General features: G+C 61.4%; 15 protein-coding genes. 7 read left to right on the forward strand and 8 right to left on the reverse strand.

Translation table 11 applies throughout. The features are described from left to right. Genes P8S53_RS17865 through P8S53_RS17895 form a run of 7 tightly spaced genes read left to right on the forward strand, consistent with a single transcriptional unit; the run spans position 1 to position 5,399 of the window. Positions 1-1,059 carry a branched-chain amino acid ABC transporter permease gene (locus P8S53_RS17865; RefSeq protein ID WP_277807186.1) on the forward strand — a complete coding sequence of 353 codons (1,059 nt, stop codon included), beginning with the start codon at positions 1-3 and terminating at the stop codon, positions 1,057-1,059. After that, positions 1,056-1,868, forward strand: coding sequence for an alpha/beta fold hydrolase (locus P8S53_RS17870; protein WP_277807187.1), 813 nt, complete (start codon positions 1,056-1,058; stop codon positions 1,866-1,868). The genes P8S53_RS17865 and P8S53_RS17870 overlap by 4 nt, the downstream gene beginning before the upstream one ends. Next, positions 1,868-2,461: a TetR/AcrR family transcriptional regulator gene (locus P8S53_RS17875; RefSeq protein ID WP_277807188.1), complete on the forward strand. Its 594-nt coding sequence runs from the start codon at positions 1,868-1,870 to the stop codon at positions 2,459-2,461. The genes P8S53_RS17870 and P8S53_RS17875 overlap by 1 nt, the downstream gene beginning before the upstream one ends. Next, positions 2,458-3,213: an enoyl-CoA hydratase/isomerase family protein gene (locus P8S53_RS17880; protein ID WP_277807189.1), complete on the forward strand. Its 756-nt coding sequence runs from the start codon at positions 2,458-2,460 to the stop codon at positions 3,211-3,213. Before P8S53_RS17875 ends, P8S53_RS17880 begins: the two co-directional genes overlap by 4 nt. A gap of 1 nt (position 3,214) precedes the next feature. Beyond that, the gene (locus tag P8S53_RS17885; protein WP_277807190.1) at positions 3,215-4,690 is read left to right on the forward strand and encodes an AMP-binding protein; all 1,476 of its coding nucleotides are present in this window, start codon (positions 3,215-3,217) and stop codon (positions 4,688-4,690) included. Beyond that, on the forward strand, positions 4,687-5,043 hold the full coding sequence (locus tag P8S53_RS17890; RefSeq protein WP_277807191.1) for a MaoC/PaaZ C-terminal domain-containing protein: 357 nt from the start codon (positions 4,687-4,689) through the stop codon (positions 5,041-5,043). Before P8S53_RS17885 ends, P8S53_RS17890 begins: the two co-directional genes overlap by 4 nt. Continuing rightward, positions 5,043-5,399 (forward strand): hypothetical protein, encoded by a 357-nt coding sequence (locus tag P8S53_RS17895; protein WP_277807192.1) that lies wholly within the window; start codon positions 5,043-5,045, stop codon positions 5,397-5,399. Before P8S53_RS17890 ends, P8S53_RS17895 begins: the two co-directional genes overlap by 1 nt. A 79-nt stretch (positions 5,400-5,478) precedes the next feature. Here P8S53_RS17895 and P8S53_RS17900 read toward each other — a convergent pair whose 3' ends face one another. The 8 genes from P8S53_RS17900 to P8S53_RS17935 all read right to left on the reverse strand — a co-directional run bounded on the left by P8S53_RS17900 (position 5,479) and on the right by P8S53_RS17935 (position 15,663). Continuing rightward, a complete protein-coding gene (locus P8S53_RS17900) occupies positions 5,479-6,930 on the reverse strand; it encodes an ABC transporter ATP-binding protein (RefSeq protein ID WP_277807193.1) in 1,452 nt (483 codons plus the stop codon). After that, positions 6,927-7,739 (reverse strand): ABC transporter permease, encoded by an 813-nt coding sequence (locus P8S53_RS17905; protein ID WP_277807194.1) that lies wholly within the window; start codon positions 7,737-7,739, stop codon positions 6,927-6,929. Before P8S53_RS17905 ends, P8S53_RS17900 begins: the two co-directional genes overlap by 4 nt. Continuing rightward, the gene (locus P8S53_RS17910) at positions 7,736-8,665 is read right to left on the reverse strand and encodes an ABC transporter permease (protein ID WP_277807195.1); all 930 of its coding nucleotides are present in this window, start codon (positions 8,663-8,665) and stop codon (positions 7,736-7,738) included. The genes P8S53_RS17905 and P8S53_RS17910 overlap by 4 nt, the downstream gene beginning before the upstream one ends. After that, complete coding sequence (locus tag P8S53_RS17915) at positions 8,662-10,170, reverse strand: ABC transporter substrate-binding protein (protein WP_277807196.1); 1,509 nt, start codon at positions 10,168-10,170, stop codon at positions 8,662-8,664. The genes P8S53_RS17910 and P8S53_RS17915 overlap by 4 nt, the downstream gene beginning before the upstream one ends. A gap of 319 nt (positions 10,171-10,489) precedes the next feature. Further along, a complete protein-coding gene (locus tag P8S53_RS17920) occupies positions 10,490-12,718 on the reverse strand; it encodes a glycoside hydrolase family 2 TIM barrel-domain containing protein (RefSeq protein WP_373418554.1) in 2,229 nt (742 codons plus the stop codon). Between the two features lie 106 nt (positions 12,719-12,824). Further along, positions 12,825-13,766 carry an ABC transporter ATP-binding protein gene (locus P8S53_RS17925; RefSeq protein ID WP_277807198.1) on the reverse strand — a complete coding sequence of 314 codons (942 nt, stop codon included), beginning with the start codon at positions 13,764-13,766 and terminating at the stop codon, positions 12,825-12,827. Beyond that, positions 13,763-14,803: an ABC transporter ATP-binding protein gene (locus tag P8S53_RS17930; RefSeq protein WP_277807199.1), complete on the reverse strand. Its 1,041-nt coding sequence runs from the start codon at positions 14,801-14,803 to the stop codon at positions 13,763-13,765. The genes P8S53_RS17925 and P8S53_RS17930 overlap by 4 nt, the downstream gene beginning before the upstream one ends. Positions 14,804-14,805: 2 nt before the next feature. Further along, positions 14,806-15,663, reverse strand: coding sequence for an ABC transporter permease (locus P8S53_RS17935; RefSeq protein WP_277807200.1), 858 nt, complete (start codon positions 15,661-15,663; stop codon positions 14,806-14,808). Positions 15,664-15,665 lie beyond the last annotated feature (2 nt).

Consider the following 15,665-nt stretch of genomic DNA (forward strand, 5'->3'; position numbering starts at 1 on the left):
ATGATACGGTTTTTCCTGTCCGGCGACCATCCGCAAAGCCGCGTTCTGACCGCGCTGTTGCTGGTTATTCTTGTCACCCTTGCGCTTGCACCATTCCTGTTTCCCGGCACGCGCAGTCTGGAAACGGCGGCCCGCATCTGCATTTTCATTGTGCTGGTGGCCAGCTATGATCTGTTGCTGGGCTATGCGGGGATTGTCAGTTTCGCGCATACCATGTTTTTTGGCATGGGGGCTTATGGGGTGGCCATTGCCACGCAGCGCATGGGCACCGGCTATGATGCAATGATTGTGGGCACGGTTGCGGGCACGGCCCTTGCTGCCGTGTTCGCATTGGGCATTGCGCTGTTTTCATTGCGGGTGCGCGCGATCTTCTTTGCCATGATCACACTGGCCATCGCGTCGGCGGTGGGTGTTCTGGTCAGCCAGCTTTCGGGCATAACGGGGGGCGAGGATGGGATGAATATTCGCATACCCCGCGAGTTGACACCTGCGTTCCGCCCGTTTGATGAGCCGGTGCTGGGCTTGCGCATTACAGGGCGGCATCTGAACTACTACCTTGTGTTCTTTTCATGCCTTATCATGTTTCTGGTATTGCTGCGCGTCGTGAACTCCCCGTTCGGGCGGGTTTTGCAAGCGATCCGCGAAAACGCCTTCCGCGCCGAGGCAATCGGCTACCGTGTTGTCTATTATCGTGCCATGGCCACGGTGCTGTCGGCGGCGGTTGCGGCGCTGGCAGGGGCGGTTTTCGCAATCTGGTTGCGCTATGTCGGGCCGGCCACGACCCTTGGTGTGGAAATCATGCTGGATATTTTGCTGATCGTGGTCATCGGCGGCATGGGCACGATGTATGGCGCAGTCATCGGCACCGTTGTGTTTGTGCTGGCGCAGAATTACCTGAAGGACTGGATGGGCGGCGCATCGGATGCGACATCATTCCTGCCACTTGTGCCGGATCTGCTGAACCCCGACCGCTGGTTGATGTGGCTGGGCATATTGTTCATTCTGTCGGTCTATTTCTTTCCCAGCGGGGTTGTGGGGCGGTTGCGGGGCAAGGCATGACGCGGCCCGCCGCGCGCTATATCCATGTGCACCGCCATGGCAGCGGTCCTGCGCTGGTGTTCCTGCATGGCTGGACAATGGCGGGGGACATCTTCGCCGATGCCTTCCGGCGTCTGGGCGACAGGTTCAGCTGCATCGCGCCCGACCTGCCCGGCCATGGCCGCACCGAAGGGTATGCCCCCGATGTGCACGGGGCCACGGAAATGCTGGCGGATCTGTTGCAAGCCGAAGATCTGCGCAATGTCACACTGATAGGCTGGTCGCTGGGCGCATTGGTGGGCTGGTCCCATTTGCGGCACGGCGGCGGGGCGCGCATCGGCGCAATGGTCAGCCTGGATATGAGTCCCCGACCCTTGAATGGCGGGGACTGGTCGCTGGGCTTGCATGGCCAGACCGCGCAGCAGGCCCGCGCCAAGGGGCAATGGTTCCGCGATGACTGGGCCAGCGCTGCAAATGTCATTGCGCGCAGCATGTTTGCAGGTCCTCAGGGTGCCCCCGGTCTGGACATCGCGCAGGCCAGCGCGCGCATATCCGCGCAAGACCCGCAGCTTATGGCAGGGTTATGGGACAGCCTTGTGGCGTGTGATTGCCGCGACACCATCCGCCGCCTGCCTGTGCCGCTGCTGGCCATTCACGGCGCCGCCAGTCGCGCCTACCCGCAGGAAACAGCGCATTGGCTTGCAAACTCCGCACCGCGCGGGGCATTTTCGATTATGCCGCAAGCGGGCCATTCGCCGCTTCTGGAACAGCCTGATGCCACCTGCGCCGAAATCGCGCAATTTGCCCTGAACCCCGAGAGTCGTTGCTGATGGAAAAACCTGCCGCCACCCGTATTCCCCGCACCCGCCGTGGCCGCGAAACCCGCGAAGCTATCCTGCGCGCCGCTGAATCCGAGATTGGCGCGCAAGGGTATGCGGCCGCGTCCATCAACGACATCACCCGCGCAGCAGGCATCGCGCAGGGCACATTCTATATCTACTTTGACAGCAAAGAGCATGTGTTTCGCGAACTTGTCGCCGAAATGGGGCGGTTCACGCGCAAAACCCTGTCGGACGCAGTGGCCAGCGCGCCTGACCGCCTTGGGGCCGAACGCCTTGGCCTGCGCGCCTTTCTTGACATCGCAGCTACCCGACCCACGCTTTACAACATTGTCGAAGAAGCGCGTTTTGTCGATCCCGACAGCTATAACAGCTACTTCAAATCTTTTGCGCGCGGATATGCGAACAATCTGGCCGCCGCCGCGCGCGAGGGCGAAATCAGGCCCGGAAATGCCGAAATTCGCGCATGGGCCTTGATGGGCATGGCGGTGACACTGGGCGAACGTTTCGGGCTGACAGGGGCCGACCCTGATGAAGTCGTGGCCGAAGTGTTCGACATGCTGGAAAACGGTCTGCGGCCATGACTGCGGTAACACTGACCCATGATGCGGGCATTGCCACGCTGACACTGAACCGCCCCGACCGGTGCAACGCGCTTGACGACAGCCTGCTGGCGGGTCTGCATGCCGCGCTTGACACTTTGGGACAGCCCCGCGCCGTGGTGCTGCGCGCGGCGGGGCGGCATTTTTCGACAGGGGGCGATGTGGCGCGCTTCGCCCAAGAAGTTGCGGCGGGCAATGGCGCGCGCTACGGCGATGCAGTCGTGGGCGGGCTGAACCGCGCCATATTGCGCATCGCAGCCCTGCCCTGCCCCGTTATTGCCGAAGTGCAGGGCGCACTGACGGGCGGGGCGCTGGGGCTGGTTCTGGCCACAGACATGATTGCCATGAACCGCACGGCATTTGTCCAGCCCTTCTACAGCGTCGTGGGTTTTGCGCCCGATGGCGGCTGGACGGCACTGCTGCCCGACCGCATAGGCCCGGCCCGCGCCCGCAGCATTTTGCTGTTGAACCAACGCCTTGGCGCGCAGGACCTGGCTGCACTGGGACTGGCGCAGGCGGTTGCCGATGACACCGCGCCGGTGGTTGCGCAATGGCTGGCCACGCTGGACACGCATCTGGCAGGGTCCATGACCGCGACCAAGGCGTTGCTGCACGACCAGCCACGTTTGCAGCGCGCCCTTGACGCCGAACGCGCCGCATTTATCGCCCGCCTGAACACCGACGAGGTCCGTTACGGCATGGCGCGTTTTCTTGCCCAGTTGAAAGGATCATGACATGGGATTTGCCCCCGACATGGCCGCCAAGCGGGCCGAACTGACACCCGATGCGCTGGCCTTCCTTGACCACAGCACAGGGCGCAACTGGACATTTGCGCAGGTAAATGCCGAAGCCGCCGCAGTTGCGGGCGGGCTTTTGGGGCTGGGGCTGGAACAGGGCGCGCGGGTCGCCATCCTGTGCCATAACCGCGCCGAATTCTTCATCGCGCTGTTTGCCTGCCAGAAAGCGGGCCTGATCCTGTGCCCATTGAACTGGCGTCAGCCCGATGCGGAGCTTCGCCCTCTTCTGGCAAGTGTGGGGTGCAGCGCCATTTTGCATGACGCCGCCCATGCGACACTTGCGCAGGCGCTGTCGGACGGGCAGCCTTGCATCGGTTTTGCCGCGCAGGGCGGGTTCGATCTGCATGGCCCACCGCCACCACCGCGCCAGATTGACGATGATGCGCCATGGTATCTGCTGTTCACATCCGGCACGACGGGCCTGCCAAAGGCCGTGATCCAGACCCCGCGCATGGCCATGGGGAACGCTGTGAATATTGCGCAGCACCTTGGCCTGTCATCGCACGACAGCACTGCGTGTTTCCTGCCGCTGTTTCATACGGCGGGCATCAACCTGTTTACATTGCCGGTGTTCCTGTGGGGTGGGCACAGCCATGTTCTGGCGAAATTCCAGCCCGATGACCTGTTCGATCTGATTGCCACGGGCCGGATTTCGCATTTCTTCGGGGTGCCTGCGATTTATCAGGCGTTCAGCCTGCACCCTGCCATCGATGATGTGGATCTGACACGCCTGCGCAGCTATGCCTGTGGCGGTGCCGCCCTGCCCGCAGAGGTGATCCGGTTCTTTGCGGACCGCGGCGCGGTCATCTGCAACGGCTACGGCATGACGGAAACAGGGCCAACGGGATTTTTGCTTGATCCCGCCGCCGCGCTGGCGCGGATCGGGTCCATTGGCAAACCCCAGACCATGACCGAAGCGCGCCTGTCCGGCGTGCCAGACGGCCAGCCGGGAGAGGGAGAGTTGGAAATGCGCGGCGCAACCGTGACGCCGGGGTATTTTGGCGACCCCGATGCCACAGCAAGCGCCTTTACCCCCGATGGCTGGCTGAAATCCGGCGATGTTGCGGCGCGCGATGCGGCGGGGTATTACACCATCATCGACCGCATCAAGGACATGTATATTTCCGGCGGCGAAAACGTCTATCCCGCTGAGGTGGAGCGCGTTCTGATAACCCATCCCGCCATACTGGAAGCCGCCGTCATCGGCATCCCCCACCCGAAATGGGGCGAAGTTGGCGCGGCGTTCATAATCGCGCGACCCGGTCATGACTGCGACACGGACACATTGACCGACTGGTGCCGTGCGCGTCTGGCGGGCTACAAGACCCCGAAATCCTTTCATCTGATCGACGATTTTCCCCGCACCGCCGCTGGCAAGGTGCGCAAACCCCTGTTGCGAAAGATGCTGCCATGACCCCCCTGATCCGTATGGAATGGGTGCCCACCCAGGAAGAATTTGACCGCTTCGCCCATATCTCGGGCGATGATAACCCCATTCATGTTGATCCCGAATTTTCGGCGCGCACGCGCTTTGGGCGGACTGTCAGCCATGGGATGCTGATCTATACCAAGCTGTGGGGCATGGTCAGCCGCACCTTTCCGGCACGGGCGCACAGGTTTCAGTCGATGATGTTCCCCAACCCCGCCTATGCGGGCGAGGCGCTGATACTTGAAATCAGCGAAACCCCCGAAGGGCAGTTGTCGGTCATAGCCTTGCGCAAGGCGGATGAAAAAATCGTATTTCAGGGACAGGCACAGGTGGCATAATGCAGATCGGACAATTTTCGGAAACCACGCGCAGCTACAGTGCCGATGATCTGGACGCATTAGCAGATCTGGCAGGCATGGACGTGGGGGACACAATCCCCGAACCCCTGATCGGGGCGCTGTTTTCCTATTTGCTGGGCGTGCATTTGCCGGGTTCGGGGACCAATTATCTGAAGCAGGAATTGTGCTTTCTTGCGCCTGCGCCACTGGACCAGACACTGACTGCGCGTGTCGAAATCACACGCCTGCGCCCCGAAAAGCATCTGGCCGATCTGGCAACCACATGCCGCACCGAAAACGGCACACTGGTCTGCGAAGGGCGCGCACTGGTTCTGATCCGCGATGTGGGCGCATAGATCCGGCCACAAGGCGCGCTTCACAGGCGTATACGTTGCATCTGACACGCCTGCCTGGGCCTGCCGCCCGCCCCCTTGATCAGGCGACCATTGCTTTGCCGCTGTCCCTAAGTCCGGCGGTATCGGGGCGGGGTTGCGCAAATTGCAGCATGTCATCCGCAACCTTTGCGATCAGCGCTGCGTCATGGCTGACCAATGTGATTGACAGCCCTTCTTCGCGGGCAAGACCCGCCAGCATCATGATCACATCGCGCTGGGTGATCGGATCAAGGCGCGATGTCGGTTCATCCGCGAATAGAAAACGCGGGCGTGCCAGCATCGCGCGCAGCAGCGCCAGCCTTTGCAATTCCCCACCCGACACGGCATCGGGGCGGCGCGACAAAAGCGCCGGATCAAGCCGCAGGCGGGCCAGCAGTGTTTCGATCTGCCCTGCGGGCGCGCGATGCAGCCGCGCGACATCTGCAAGGGTCTGGCCAAGGGTGCGTTTGCGCGCAAAGGCAGCGACAGGGTCCTGATACAGCTTCTGGCACGCGGTCGGGGCAAGTTCCGGCGCGCGGACGACCTGTCCCGCATCAGGGGGCAGCAGGCCCAGCAGCGCATCGCCAAGGCTGGACTTCCCGCATCCTGATGGTCCTGTGACCCCAAGAATGCGCCCGCGTTGCAGTGTCAGATCCAGCCCGTCAATCAGCACCTGTCCCCGCCGGGACAATGTCAGCCCTTGGGTGCGCAACACGGTCTCCCCGACACTTGCCGCCGTTTCCCGTTCGGGCCAGTGTTCGGGGTCGGCCGCAATCAGATCGCGGGTATATGCGGCCTGCGGGTTGGCAAAGACATCCGCCGTCGTGCCGGTTTCCACCACCGCCCCTTCGCGCAGCACAATCAGCCGCCCGCCGATCATGCGCGCAAGCGCAAGGTCATGGGTGATGACCATCAGCCCGCCCCCTTGCCCCAGTTCACCCAGCAACAGGGCCGCAACATCATTGCGGCGCGCGGCATCCAGCCCCTTGGTCGGTTCATCGGCGATGACGATGGGCGCACCACCTGCGCGCGCGGCGGCAATGGCCACGCGCTGCGCCATGCCGCCCGACAATTCATGCGGGTAACTTGCGATTGCCGCGCCGCCCAAGCCGAAAGCCACCAGATCGGTGCTTGCCTGCTGGCGGGCCTGTGCGCGGGGCAGTCCACGAACCAGCCTGTGCGCATCGGCCACCTGTGCGCCCGCACGCATCAGCGGGTCCAGCGACAGCCACGGTTCTTGTGGCAACACTGCTATTTCGCGACCCCATAGCCTGCGGAATGCGGCGCGGTCGGCCCCCGCGCGCAAATGGCGCGTCCCAATGCTGACCTGCCCTGCGGCGTTCAGACTGTCCGGCAACGTGCCCATGATGGCCTGCGCCAGCAGGCTTTTGCCGGACCCCGTTTCGCCCAGAATGATCAATGGCTCGCCCGGTTCCAACCGTAATGAGACAGGATCAAGCAGCCGTGTCGCGCCATCGGATACCGAAATATCAGTCGCATGCAGAAGTGTCATTGCTTTTGCCCTCCGGCCAGCAGGGTCAGCCCCAGCAGCAGTGTGAATGTGGCCAGCACCGGTGTCAGCAGCGCCATGGGGGCCTCGCGCCAATAGGGCAGCAGTTCCACCATCATCAGCCCCAGTTCCGGCGTGGGCGCACGCATGCCGACGCTGACAAACCCAAGGGCTGCGATGCCCATGATCGCGGTGGCGGTGCCAAAAGCGGCGGCAGTCAGCATCAAGGGCGCGATTTCAGGCCACAGATGGGTGCGAAACACATAAGCCGCGCGAAAGCCCAGCAAGCGCGACGCCTGCACCGCAGGGCTGGCCAGCGTGGCGCGTGTGGCCGCACGGGTCAGGCGAAAGAACTCCACCCACAGCACCAGTGACAGCCCCGCCCAGAACCCCAGCGCCGTGCCCGGCATAATCGCCAGCACAATCAGCACCAGCAACAGCCCCGGCAGCGCCATCAGCGCATCGGCCAGAATGACCAGCACCCGTTCAACCCAGCCGCCGCGCGCCGCCGCCAGCGTGCCAAGGACCAGCCCTGCCGCGCCCGCCGTGGCCACCGCCGCCAGCGCAATCGCAGGCGACAGGCGCAGCGCATGGGCCAGCCGGTGCCACAGTGACCGGCCCAGATGGTCATAGCCGAAGGGCGCGCCTGCATCCGGCCCCGCAAGCGACTTCATCAGCGATTGCGCAAATGGATCACCGGGCACCAGAACCGGACCAAGAAGCGCAAACCCCGCAACCAGCGCCAGCACCACAGCCCCGATTGCGCGGCCCAGCGGCATGTTTAGCGGCGGATTATTGGCTAATGTCGTCATCTTGCCCCCCTTGGGTCAATCCGCGTGACCGCAAGATCAATCAGCGCGTTGACCAGCACGAAGCCCAGCCCCAGCATCAGCGCGGTGCCCTGCACCATTGGCACATCGCGCGCGAAGACCGCATGCACCAGCGCATGCCCGATGCCGGGCCAGCCAACGATGGATTCAATAACAACAACCCCTTCAACCAGCATAACAAATTGCAACCCCAGATAGGTCAGCAACGGGACGGAAACATTGCGCAGCCCGTGCCGCCACAGAACCTGCCTGCGCGACAGCCCTTTCCATTGGGCAAACTGATAGAAGGGCATTGCCGCAATGCTGGCCATGGCATCGCGCGCAATGCGGGCATTCACTGCCGCCAGTCCCAGCGCCAGCGCCAGCGCGGGCAAAATGAAATGCCGCCCCGCGCCATAGCCTGCGGCGGGTAGCCAGCCAAACTGCACCGACAGGATAAGGATCAGGATCAGCGCCATCAGAAATTGCGGGATGGCCTTGACGCCCGTGGACACGACCAGCAGCCCCCGGTCCAGCCAGCCACCCGGACGCAGGCCCGCCAATATACCCAGCGGCGGGCCAATCAGCAACGACAAGCCAATTGCCGCCAGCGCCAGCCATAGCGAAGCCCCCAGTTGATGGCCGATTTCCGCGATCACCGGTTGCCCCGACACCAGCGACACGCCGAAATCGAACCGCAGCAGATCGCCCATCCATTGCACGAAGGCGGGGAACCAATGGCCGCCAAGCCCCAGTTCTTCGCGCACCGCATCGGCGGCGGCGGTGTTGACATTGTCATACCCGTAGCGCCCCGCCGCGATGCGCCAAGCGGCGTCCCCCGGCAGGCTGCGCATCATCGCAAATGTTGCCGCCCCCACAAGAAGCGCCACAGTGGCGGCCTGTATCAGTCGTGAAATCAGCATATTCATTGGGCAAACCGCAGCCCTGCCAGACCGAAATTACGTTCCCACGGGTCGATTACAGCGCCTTCAATGCCGGATTTGACCGCCAGCGTCTGCTGATACCATGCAATCGGGATCACCGGCAGTTCGGCCTGAAGAATGGCACCGATCCGGGCGCGGTCGGCATCTGTGCCGTCGCCGCGTGCCAGCGTCCGGGCCAGATTCACCAATTCAGGGCTGTCCCATCCCATCGCGCCCCAGTCGCCAGTCGGGGCGAAATCCGACAGCACGGTGCCGATCGGGTCGGGGATCAGGGCGAAATTGCGCGCCAGCAGGCCCAGTTCCAGCGTGCCCGCCTGATGGCCTGCCGGAATTTCAGACGAATTGGTGCTGTTGATTGTCATATCCACCCCGATGGCGCGCAATTGCTGTTCCAGCACAGCCGCCACCAGCGGCAGTTCCGGCCGGTCGGGATAGGTGGTCAGCGTCAGGGCAAAGCGCTGCCCGTCACGCGCCAGAATACCATCCGCACCGGGCGTCCAGCCCTGTTCGGCCAGCAGCGCTTGTGCGGCGTCAATGTCATATTGCAACGGGTCAATATCGTCATTGTGCCATACGCCCATCGCAGGCGGGAACAACTGGTCCGCCCCTTCGGGATAGCGCAGCACCGCCTGCGCGATGCCCGCGCGGTCAATCGCAAGGCTAAGGGCCTGCCGTGTTTGCGGGGTGTTCAGGAACGGGTGCGCTGCATTGACCTTGATCAGCAAGGTGCGCGGGATCGCCACGGACATGACCTGCACCGCATCAGATTGCGACAGCCGCGTCACGCTCGCGGGATCGAGGTTGAAAACGAAATCCGCATCGCCCGATTCCGCCATCAGTGCCCGTGTTTCGGCACGGCTGACTGCGGTATAGCTAACATCGGGCACATGGGGCTGTTCGCCCCAATAGTCAGCGAATGCTGTGGCGCGCAGCGACAGGGGCGGGGTCAGTTCGGTGATCTGGTAAGGGCCCGTGCCAATGACGGCCACTGCCTGCCCGTCCGGGCCATAGGCTGCGGGCGCCAGAATTTGACCACGGCTTTCGGCAAGGAACGCGGGCAGTGCCGCGCGCGGTTCCGTCAGGGTGATGACAACGGCGTCCTGATCAGCGGTGATTGCCGCAATGGGTAGCCCGCTGATGGGGCCGGGTTTTCCTTTGGCGATTTCCAATGCGTTGACCACCGCCGCAGCGGACATCGCGCTGCCATCATGAAACAGCACATCTTCGCGCAGGTTAAAGCGCCATGTCAAACCGTCATCGGACACATGCCAGTCCGTGGCAAGCCCCGGCAACAAACGGCCCTGCGGGTCGGCATCCACAAGCGTTTCCGAAATACCCATGCGCATAAAGATATGGCCGCTGGTCGATGGTTCGGGGGACTGAATTTCAAACGGGGCGGCCACGTCGATCCTGTTATCGGCAAGCGCGGGCGCGCCAAACGACAGAACGAACAAAGCGGCGACGAGGGGGCGTTTCAAAAGTATCATCATGATATCCTAAAGTCAGATCTTCGCTGCAAGCCAAAGTGCCGCGTCACTGGAGGATGTCACCGGATGGCAAGACCGGCTGGGGGACCGGTCGCTACAGTTTCAACCCAACGACATACCGGGGCTTCGGGCAGAAGCTGTTATGTTATAAGATAACACTACACAAGAGGAAAAGAGTGCATGCGTCGTGCAAAAAATGCGCGCGCCCGCATTTTGCACAAGCAGGTTGCACAAAAAGCGGGGCGCAGCGCAGATGATCTAGCTGATTGATATTGCCCACAAACCGACAGAAATCAGGAATTGTGCCTGTGGGCGTTGGTTGTCACTGCGCTGTAATCGTCAGCTCGGCGCTACCGAAACGTGGGCTGGACACGACGATACGCGCATCCCCTGTCTGGCCGGTGGTGCGCAGCCAGAACCCGGCCATGCCACCGCATAGCGTAACATGGTCGGGGCCAATCAGGCGGACAGGGCCGCTGGCGCGGATCTGGACCGTCTCGTTCAGAAAACGCAGCGGGTTGCCTGCCTGATCCAGCCCACGCAGCACAACGCGCGTTTCATCCTGTGTTGCCGCATTCAGTTTTGTTGTATCAGCCAGCATTTCCAGCCGCGTTGGCACCGGATCAGCAACGAAATGGCGTTGCGCGACCTGCTTGCCTGCCAGCCAGCCCGTCAGAACCCCGTCCTTCCATGCCATCCCCCAGCGCCCCAGCGCATCGGGTGACAAATGCCGCTGCTCAATGATGACAGGCGGATAGGGCAGATGCGGAAAACGCGCGTGATCCGGGCCGACGCGGGTTGTGCTGCCGCCATAGGTCAATTCGACCGCGTCGCAATTTGTCAGCACAATCAGGGGCAGCACACCGCCGATATTGCGCTCTCCGCGCGCCCAGCAGGTCACGGGTTCAAACACAATGCGCGCAGCAGGGTCTTGTTGCGATGCATAGACATATCCCGCCGGTTTCAGGTTGCGGAACATGTCGGTCACGCCGTGGTGGCAGATGCGGTCACCCGACCCGAAATCCTTGTGGGTGTTGTAATCGGCAAAGCACCATCCGATTGCCCCCGCGATGCCCGGATCGCCGAAAGCTGCGTTCAGCACCTCCAGATGGCGGATGGCGTGTTCGGCGTGGCGTTGTTCTGGATCACCCGCCTTGGTCGGGAACATATGCCCATTATACTCGGTCACAAGATACGGCACCGGATGGCGCAGGCCCGTCGTCTCGGTTATCGGACGCAGGGGCGTGCGCGGGCGGTTGGAGTCGGTTTTTTCAAAATCGCCCAGTATGAAATCATTCATCGTATAGACATCTTCCAGCATTTCGCTGTCGGTGATGCAGCGCACACCGCCGGTCTGGCGTGTCGGGTCCAGTTCGCGCGCAATGCGGTTGGCCTCGGAATAAAAATCATGGTCATCGGCGCTTTCGTTGATACGCACCCCCCACAGGATAACAGAGGGGTGGTTCCAGTCCCGCCGGATCATCGCAGCGACATTCGCGACCGCGCGTGTTTTCCATTTCGCGTCGCCAATATGTTGCCAGCCGGGAATTTCTTCGAACACCAGCAGGCCGATCCGGTCGCAATGGTCCAGAAACCACGGTGATTGCGGATAATGCGACGTGCGCACAATATTGCACCCCAGATCGTATTTCAGGATTTCGGCGTCGCGTTCCTGACTGCGGCGGCCCTGTGCATAGCCGCTATAGGGAAAGCTCTGGTGCCGGTTCAGGCCACGCAGCTTGACCGGTCTGCCGTTCAGCATGAACCCCTGCGGCGTGAATTCCGCGTGGCGTATGCCGAAATCCGTGCGGTGACAGTCAGTCCCCGCCGGGGTCTGCAAGGTCAGTTCCAGCGTATACAAAACCGGATTGTCCATATCCCACAGCGACAAATCCTTCAGCCCGTCAAACCGGATACCCAGATCCGTGCCGTTCACGGGCACCGTTTGCGTGGCGATCTCAGCGCCGCTGGCATCCAGAATCCGCGCAATCACGGTGCCGGATTGCACCCCGTCCGCAGCCACAAGGATTACCCGCGCCAAGACCGTTTTTTGTGCACCCAGCGGGTCGGGTGTTTCGATTTTGACCTGCGCGATCCGAACAGATGGCGCGCTGCGCAGCCATACATCACGGTAAATTCCGGCATAGGTCAGATAGTCGATCTGCCCGCCAAAGGGCGGGATTTCCGGGTTTTCCGCCCCGCTAAGTGTGACGGTTACAATATTGCTGCCCTTGACCAGATGCGGGGTCAGGGGCGCATCAAAGGGTGTATAGCCGTCATGGTGGCGCGCGACCTCTACGCCGTTGATCTGCACGCACGCATCAGCCATCACGCCATCAAACCGCAGCCAGACATCGCGCCCCTGCATGTCAGGGGTCCAGTCGATACGCCGCTGATAGGTGAAACTGCGCTGATAGATGGTTTCGTCAAAATAGTTCAGCGGCAGGTCCACCGCGCTGTGCGGCAGCGTCACCAGTTGTGTCCCACTTGTCGGGTCTGCGTCGTCGGGACAAAACTGCCAGCCTTCGTTCAGGGCAATCCGGTGCGGCATTGCGGTGCGTTCCATTTGAGTACTGCTCCTATGCAAACCCGAAGATTATGCGGTTTAGGCCGCCCCGTGTCAGAATCTGGCCTGTCTCAGGTCTTGGTGGCGCGTGTCATGCGTCTGCGGTCAATGGTGTCGATTTGGTCGCGCGCCGCACCATGCGCCCGTCTGGTCTTTCGACCAGTTGGCCCGTGCCCGTGTCGTTCCATGCGGCTTCGGCCAGTGTGCGGTCGGCCCGTTTCAGGTTGCCCATGCCCGCATCATCCACCGACAGGATCGAAGCCCGCAAAAGTTGCGAATAGGGATGCTCCGGCGCTTCCAGCACCGCGCGCGCCGGACCCATTTCGACGACATGCCCGCGTTGCATGATGATAAGCCGGTCCGAAATGTAATATGCGGTCGCAAGATCATGCGTGATGTAAATCACCGACACGCCGTAAGTGTCGCGCAGGTCGCGCAGCAGGTTCACAATGGACATCCTAAGCGACGCATCCACCATCGAAACCGGTTCATCCGCGATCAGCAGCGCGGGGTTCGGGATCAGCGCGCGGGCGATGGCCACGCGCTGCAACTGCCCGCCCGACAATTCATGCGCATACCTGCCCTTGATCTCGGCAAGGCTAAGGCCGACCTTTTGCAAGGCATCATCCATCGCCTTGTCGATTTCGTCTTCCGTGGTGGCACCAAGCAGTGCACGGGCGGTGGAAACAAGGTAGCGATCAACCTGTTTCAAAGGGTTGAATGCTTCGAACGGGTTTTGAAACACCGGCTGCACGCGTTTCATAAAACCCAGCCGCGCCGCCCTGCCCCGCCTTTCGCGCGCGCCCTGATTGTCAAACAGAATATCGCCGTTTGTTGGCACTTCCAGCCCCAGGATCATGCGCGCCAGCGTCGTCTTGCCAGAACCGGATTCGCCGATGATGGTGAATATTTCCGGGGTGTCGTTGTGCAACGTGAAGCTGACATCAACAACCGCCTGCACCTTCTCGCGCGAGAGGATGCCGCCGGAGCTGAATTCCTTGGATACGGATTTTACATCAAGCAGCGCGGTCATACTCCGGCCTCCTGCGGTTTTCCGATTGTCGTCAGCGGGCGCACCTCATCCGCGCGCCAGCACGCTGATCGGTGGTCAGGGCCTATGGTTTCCATTGGCGGAACTTCGGTTGCGCATTTCGCAACAGCCATCGGGCAGCGTGGATGGAAGCGGCAGCCTTTGGGCGGGTCGGCAAGGTTCGGCGGGCGACCGTCAAGGGATGGTTTCTTGCTCAGATCCCCTATCCGCGGCAGGCTTGCGACAAGATGCGCCGTATAGGGGTGGCGCGGTGCGGTGAACAAGGTGCGCGTCGGCCCTTCCTCGACCAGCCTGCCCGCGTAAACGATGCCAATCCGGTCGGCGATATTGGCATGCACGCTCATGTCATGGGTGACAAACACCACCGAAGATCCGATCTCGCGCTGCACATCGCGGATCATGGCCAGCACGTCCTTTTGCACAACCACATCCAGCGCTGTTGTCGGTTCATCCGCGATGATGAATTGCGGCCTGCACACTGTGGCCAGCGCAATGGTAACCCGCTGGCGCATCCCGCCCGACAATTCATGCGGATAGGAGTTCAAGACACGTTCGGGCAGGTTCAGCCGTTCCAGATGCTCACTGACCGCCAACCAGAACTGACGCTCGTTCAGGCCCATCGGGCGCAGGGCGAAATCACGAAACGCCCGCCGGATTTTGCGCACCGGGTTCAGCACGCTCATGGACCCTTGCATGATATAGGACATGTTCTTCCAGCGGATTGCATCGACCTGTGCCTTGGTTGCGGCATAGGGATCGATGATCTTGTCGCCGAAACGGTAGGTCATGGAGCCGCCGACGATTTGCAATGGCGGTCTGATAGCGGCCGCGAAGGTCTTGATCAGCGATGTTTTGCCCGACGAACTTTCGCCAGCAATGCCATAGATTTCATTGCGGCGGATCGACATGGTCACATCATCCACCGCGCGCACTTCGCGTTCAATCCCGAAATACCCCATTTTGTAATAGGCTTTCAGGCCTTTTACCGTCAGGACATCATCTGTTTGCGTTGTGGTCATGATCATAGCCCCATTCTGCGCAACCGGCTGCGCGGGTCGATATATTCATTCAGCGACACGGCCAGCAGGAACAGCCCGATAAAGGTCATCACGATAAGGATCACCGGAATCACCAGCCACCACCACACACCAACAACCATGGCGGAATGATTATTCGCCCAATACAGCGTCGTGCCGACCGTCGGGATGTTGATATTGGTGAAGCCCAGAACAGCCAGTGTCACTTCCAGCCCGATGGCCCAGATCATATTGGCCATCGCCGTCGAGAAAATGATAGGCATAACATAGGGCAGATGTTCCTGAAACATGATCTTGGGCGAACTCATGCCCGAAAACACCGCGTGGCGGGTGAATTCGCGGTATCGCAGCCCCAACGCCACAGACCGGATCAGCCGCGCATCATAGGCCCAGCCAAGGCACGCCATAAGGATCGCAAGATTAACTGTGTTCAGATCGTTGCGCATCACGAAATAGAACAACACAAGGATCGGAAAAATCGGCAGGGCCACGAAGATGTCGTTGAAAAACATCAAAATACGGTCGACCGGCCCGCCAAGATACCCCGACAAAAGCCCGATAGCGATCGAAATCATGCGGCTGAGAACCGCAACGGTCAACCCGAACAGCAGCGTGTTGCGAAAGGCAAAGGACAATTGCCAGAACATATCCTGACCACGCGAATTGGTGCCAAACCAATAATCCCGTGACGGCGGCTGATCAGGCGGCGCAACATAGATCATCGAGGGGTCGACAGGCGAGAATGCGGACAGGCACGCGAAGAACACCACAATCCCGACCAGTATCAGGCCAATTGCAAATTCGATATTGAAGCGGATGAGGTCGCGGATGATGACGAACATTT

This window comes from Roseinatronobacter sp. S2 (assembly GCF_029581395.1).
Classification (GTDB): Bacteria; Pseudomonadota; Alphaproteobacteria; order Rhodobacterales; family Rhodobacteraceae; genus Roseinatronobacter.

Excerpts from the sequence above, each read along its gene's own strand:
- P8S53_RS17870 (WP_277807187.1), top strand. The coding sequence starts at position 1,056 with ATGACGCGGCCCGCCGCGCGCTATATCCATGTGCACCGCCATGGCAGC.
- P8S53_RS17885 (WP_277807190.1), top strand. The coding sequence starts at position 3,215 with ATGGGATTTGCCCCCGACATGGCCGCCAAGCGGGCCGAACTGACACCC.
- P8S53_RS17920 (WP_373418554.1), bottom strand. The coding sequence starts at position 12,718 with ATGCCGCACCGGATTGCCCTGAACGAAGGCTGGCAGTTTTGTCCCGAC.
- P8S53_RS17865 (WP_277807186.1), top strand. The coding sequence starts at position 1 with ATGATACGGTTTTTCCTGTCCGGCGACCATCCGCAAAGCCGCGTTCTG.
- P8S53_RS17910 (WP_277807195.1), bottom strand. The coding sequence starts at position 8,665 with ATGAATATGCTGATTTCACGACTGATACAGGCCGCCACTGTGGCGCTT.
- P8S53_RS17890 (WP_277807191.1), top strand. The coding sequence starts at position 4,687 with ATGACCCCCCTGATCCGTATGGAATGGGTGCCCACCCAGGAAGAATTT.
- P8S53_RS17905 (WP_277807194.1), bottom strand. The coding sequence starts at position 7,739 with ATGACGACATTAGCCAATAATCCGCCGCTAAACATGCCGCTGGGCCGC.
- P8S53_RS17875 (WP_277807188.1), top strand. The coding sequence starts at position 1,868 with ATGGAAAAACCTGCCGCCACCCGTATTCCCCGCACCCGCCGTGGCCGC.
- P8S53_RS17930 (WP_277807199.1), bottom strand. The coding sequence starts at position 14,803 with ATGACCACAACGCAAACAGATGATGTCCTGACGGTAAAAGGCCTGAAA.
- P8S53_RS17915 (WP_277807196.1), bottom strand. The coding sequence starts at position 10,170 with ATGATGATACTTTTGAAACGCCCCCTCGTCGCCGCTTTGTTCGTTCTG.
- P8S53_RS17935 (WP_277807200.1), bottom strand. The coding sequence starts at position 15,663 with ATGTTCGTCATCATCCGCGACCTCATCCGCTTCAATATCGAATTTGCA.
- P8S53_RS17880 (WP_277807189.1), top strand. The coding sequence starts at position 2,458 with ATGACTGCGGTAACACTGACCCATGATGCGGGCATTGCCACGCTGACA.
- P8S53_RS17900 (WP_277807193.1), bottom strand. The coding sequence starts at position 6,930 with ATGACACTTCTGCATGCGACTGATATTTCGGTATCCGATGGCGCGACA.
- P8S53_RS17925 (WP_277807198.1), bottom strand. The coding sequence starts at position 13,766 with ATGACCGCGCTGCTTGATGTAAAATCCGTATCCAAGGAATTCAGCTCC.
- P8S53_RS17895 (WP_277807192.1), top strand. The coding sequence starts at position 5,043 with ATGCAGATCGGACAATTTTCGGAAACCACGCGCAGCTACAGTGCCGAT.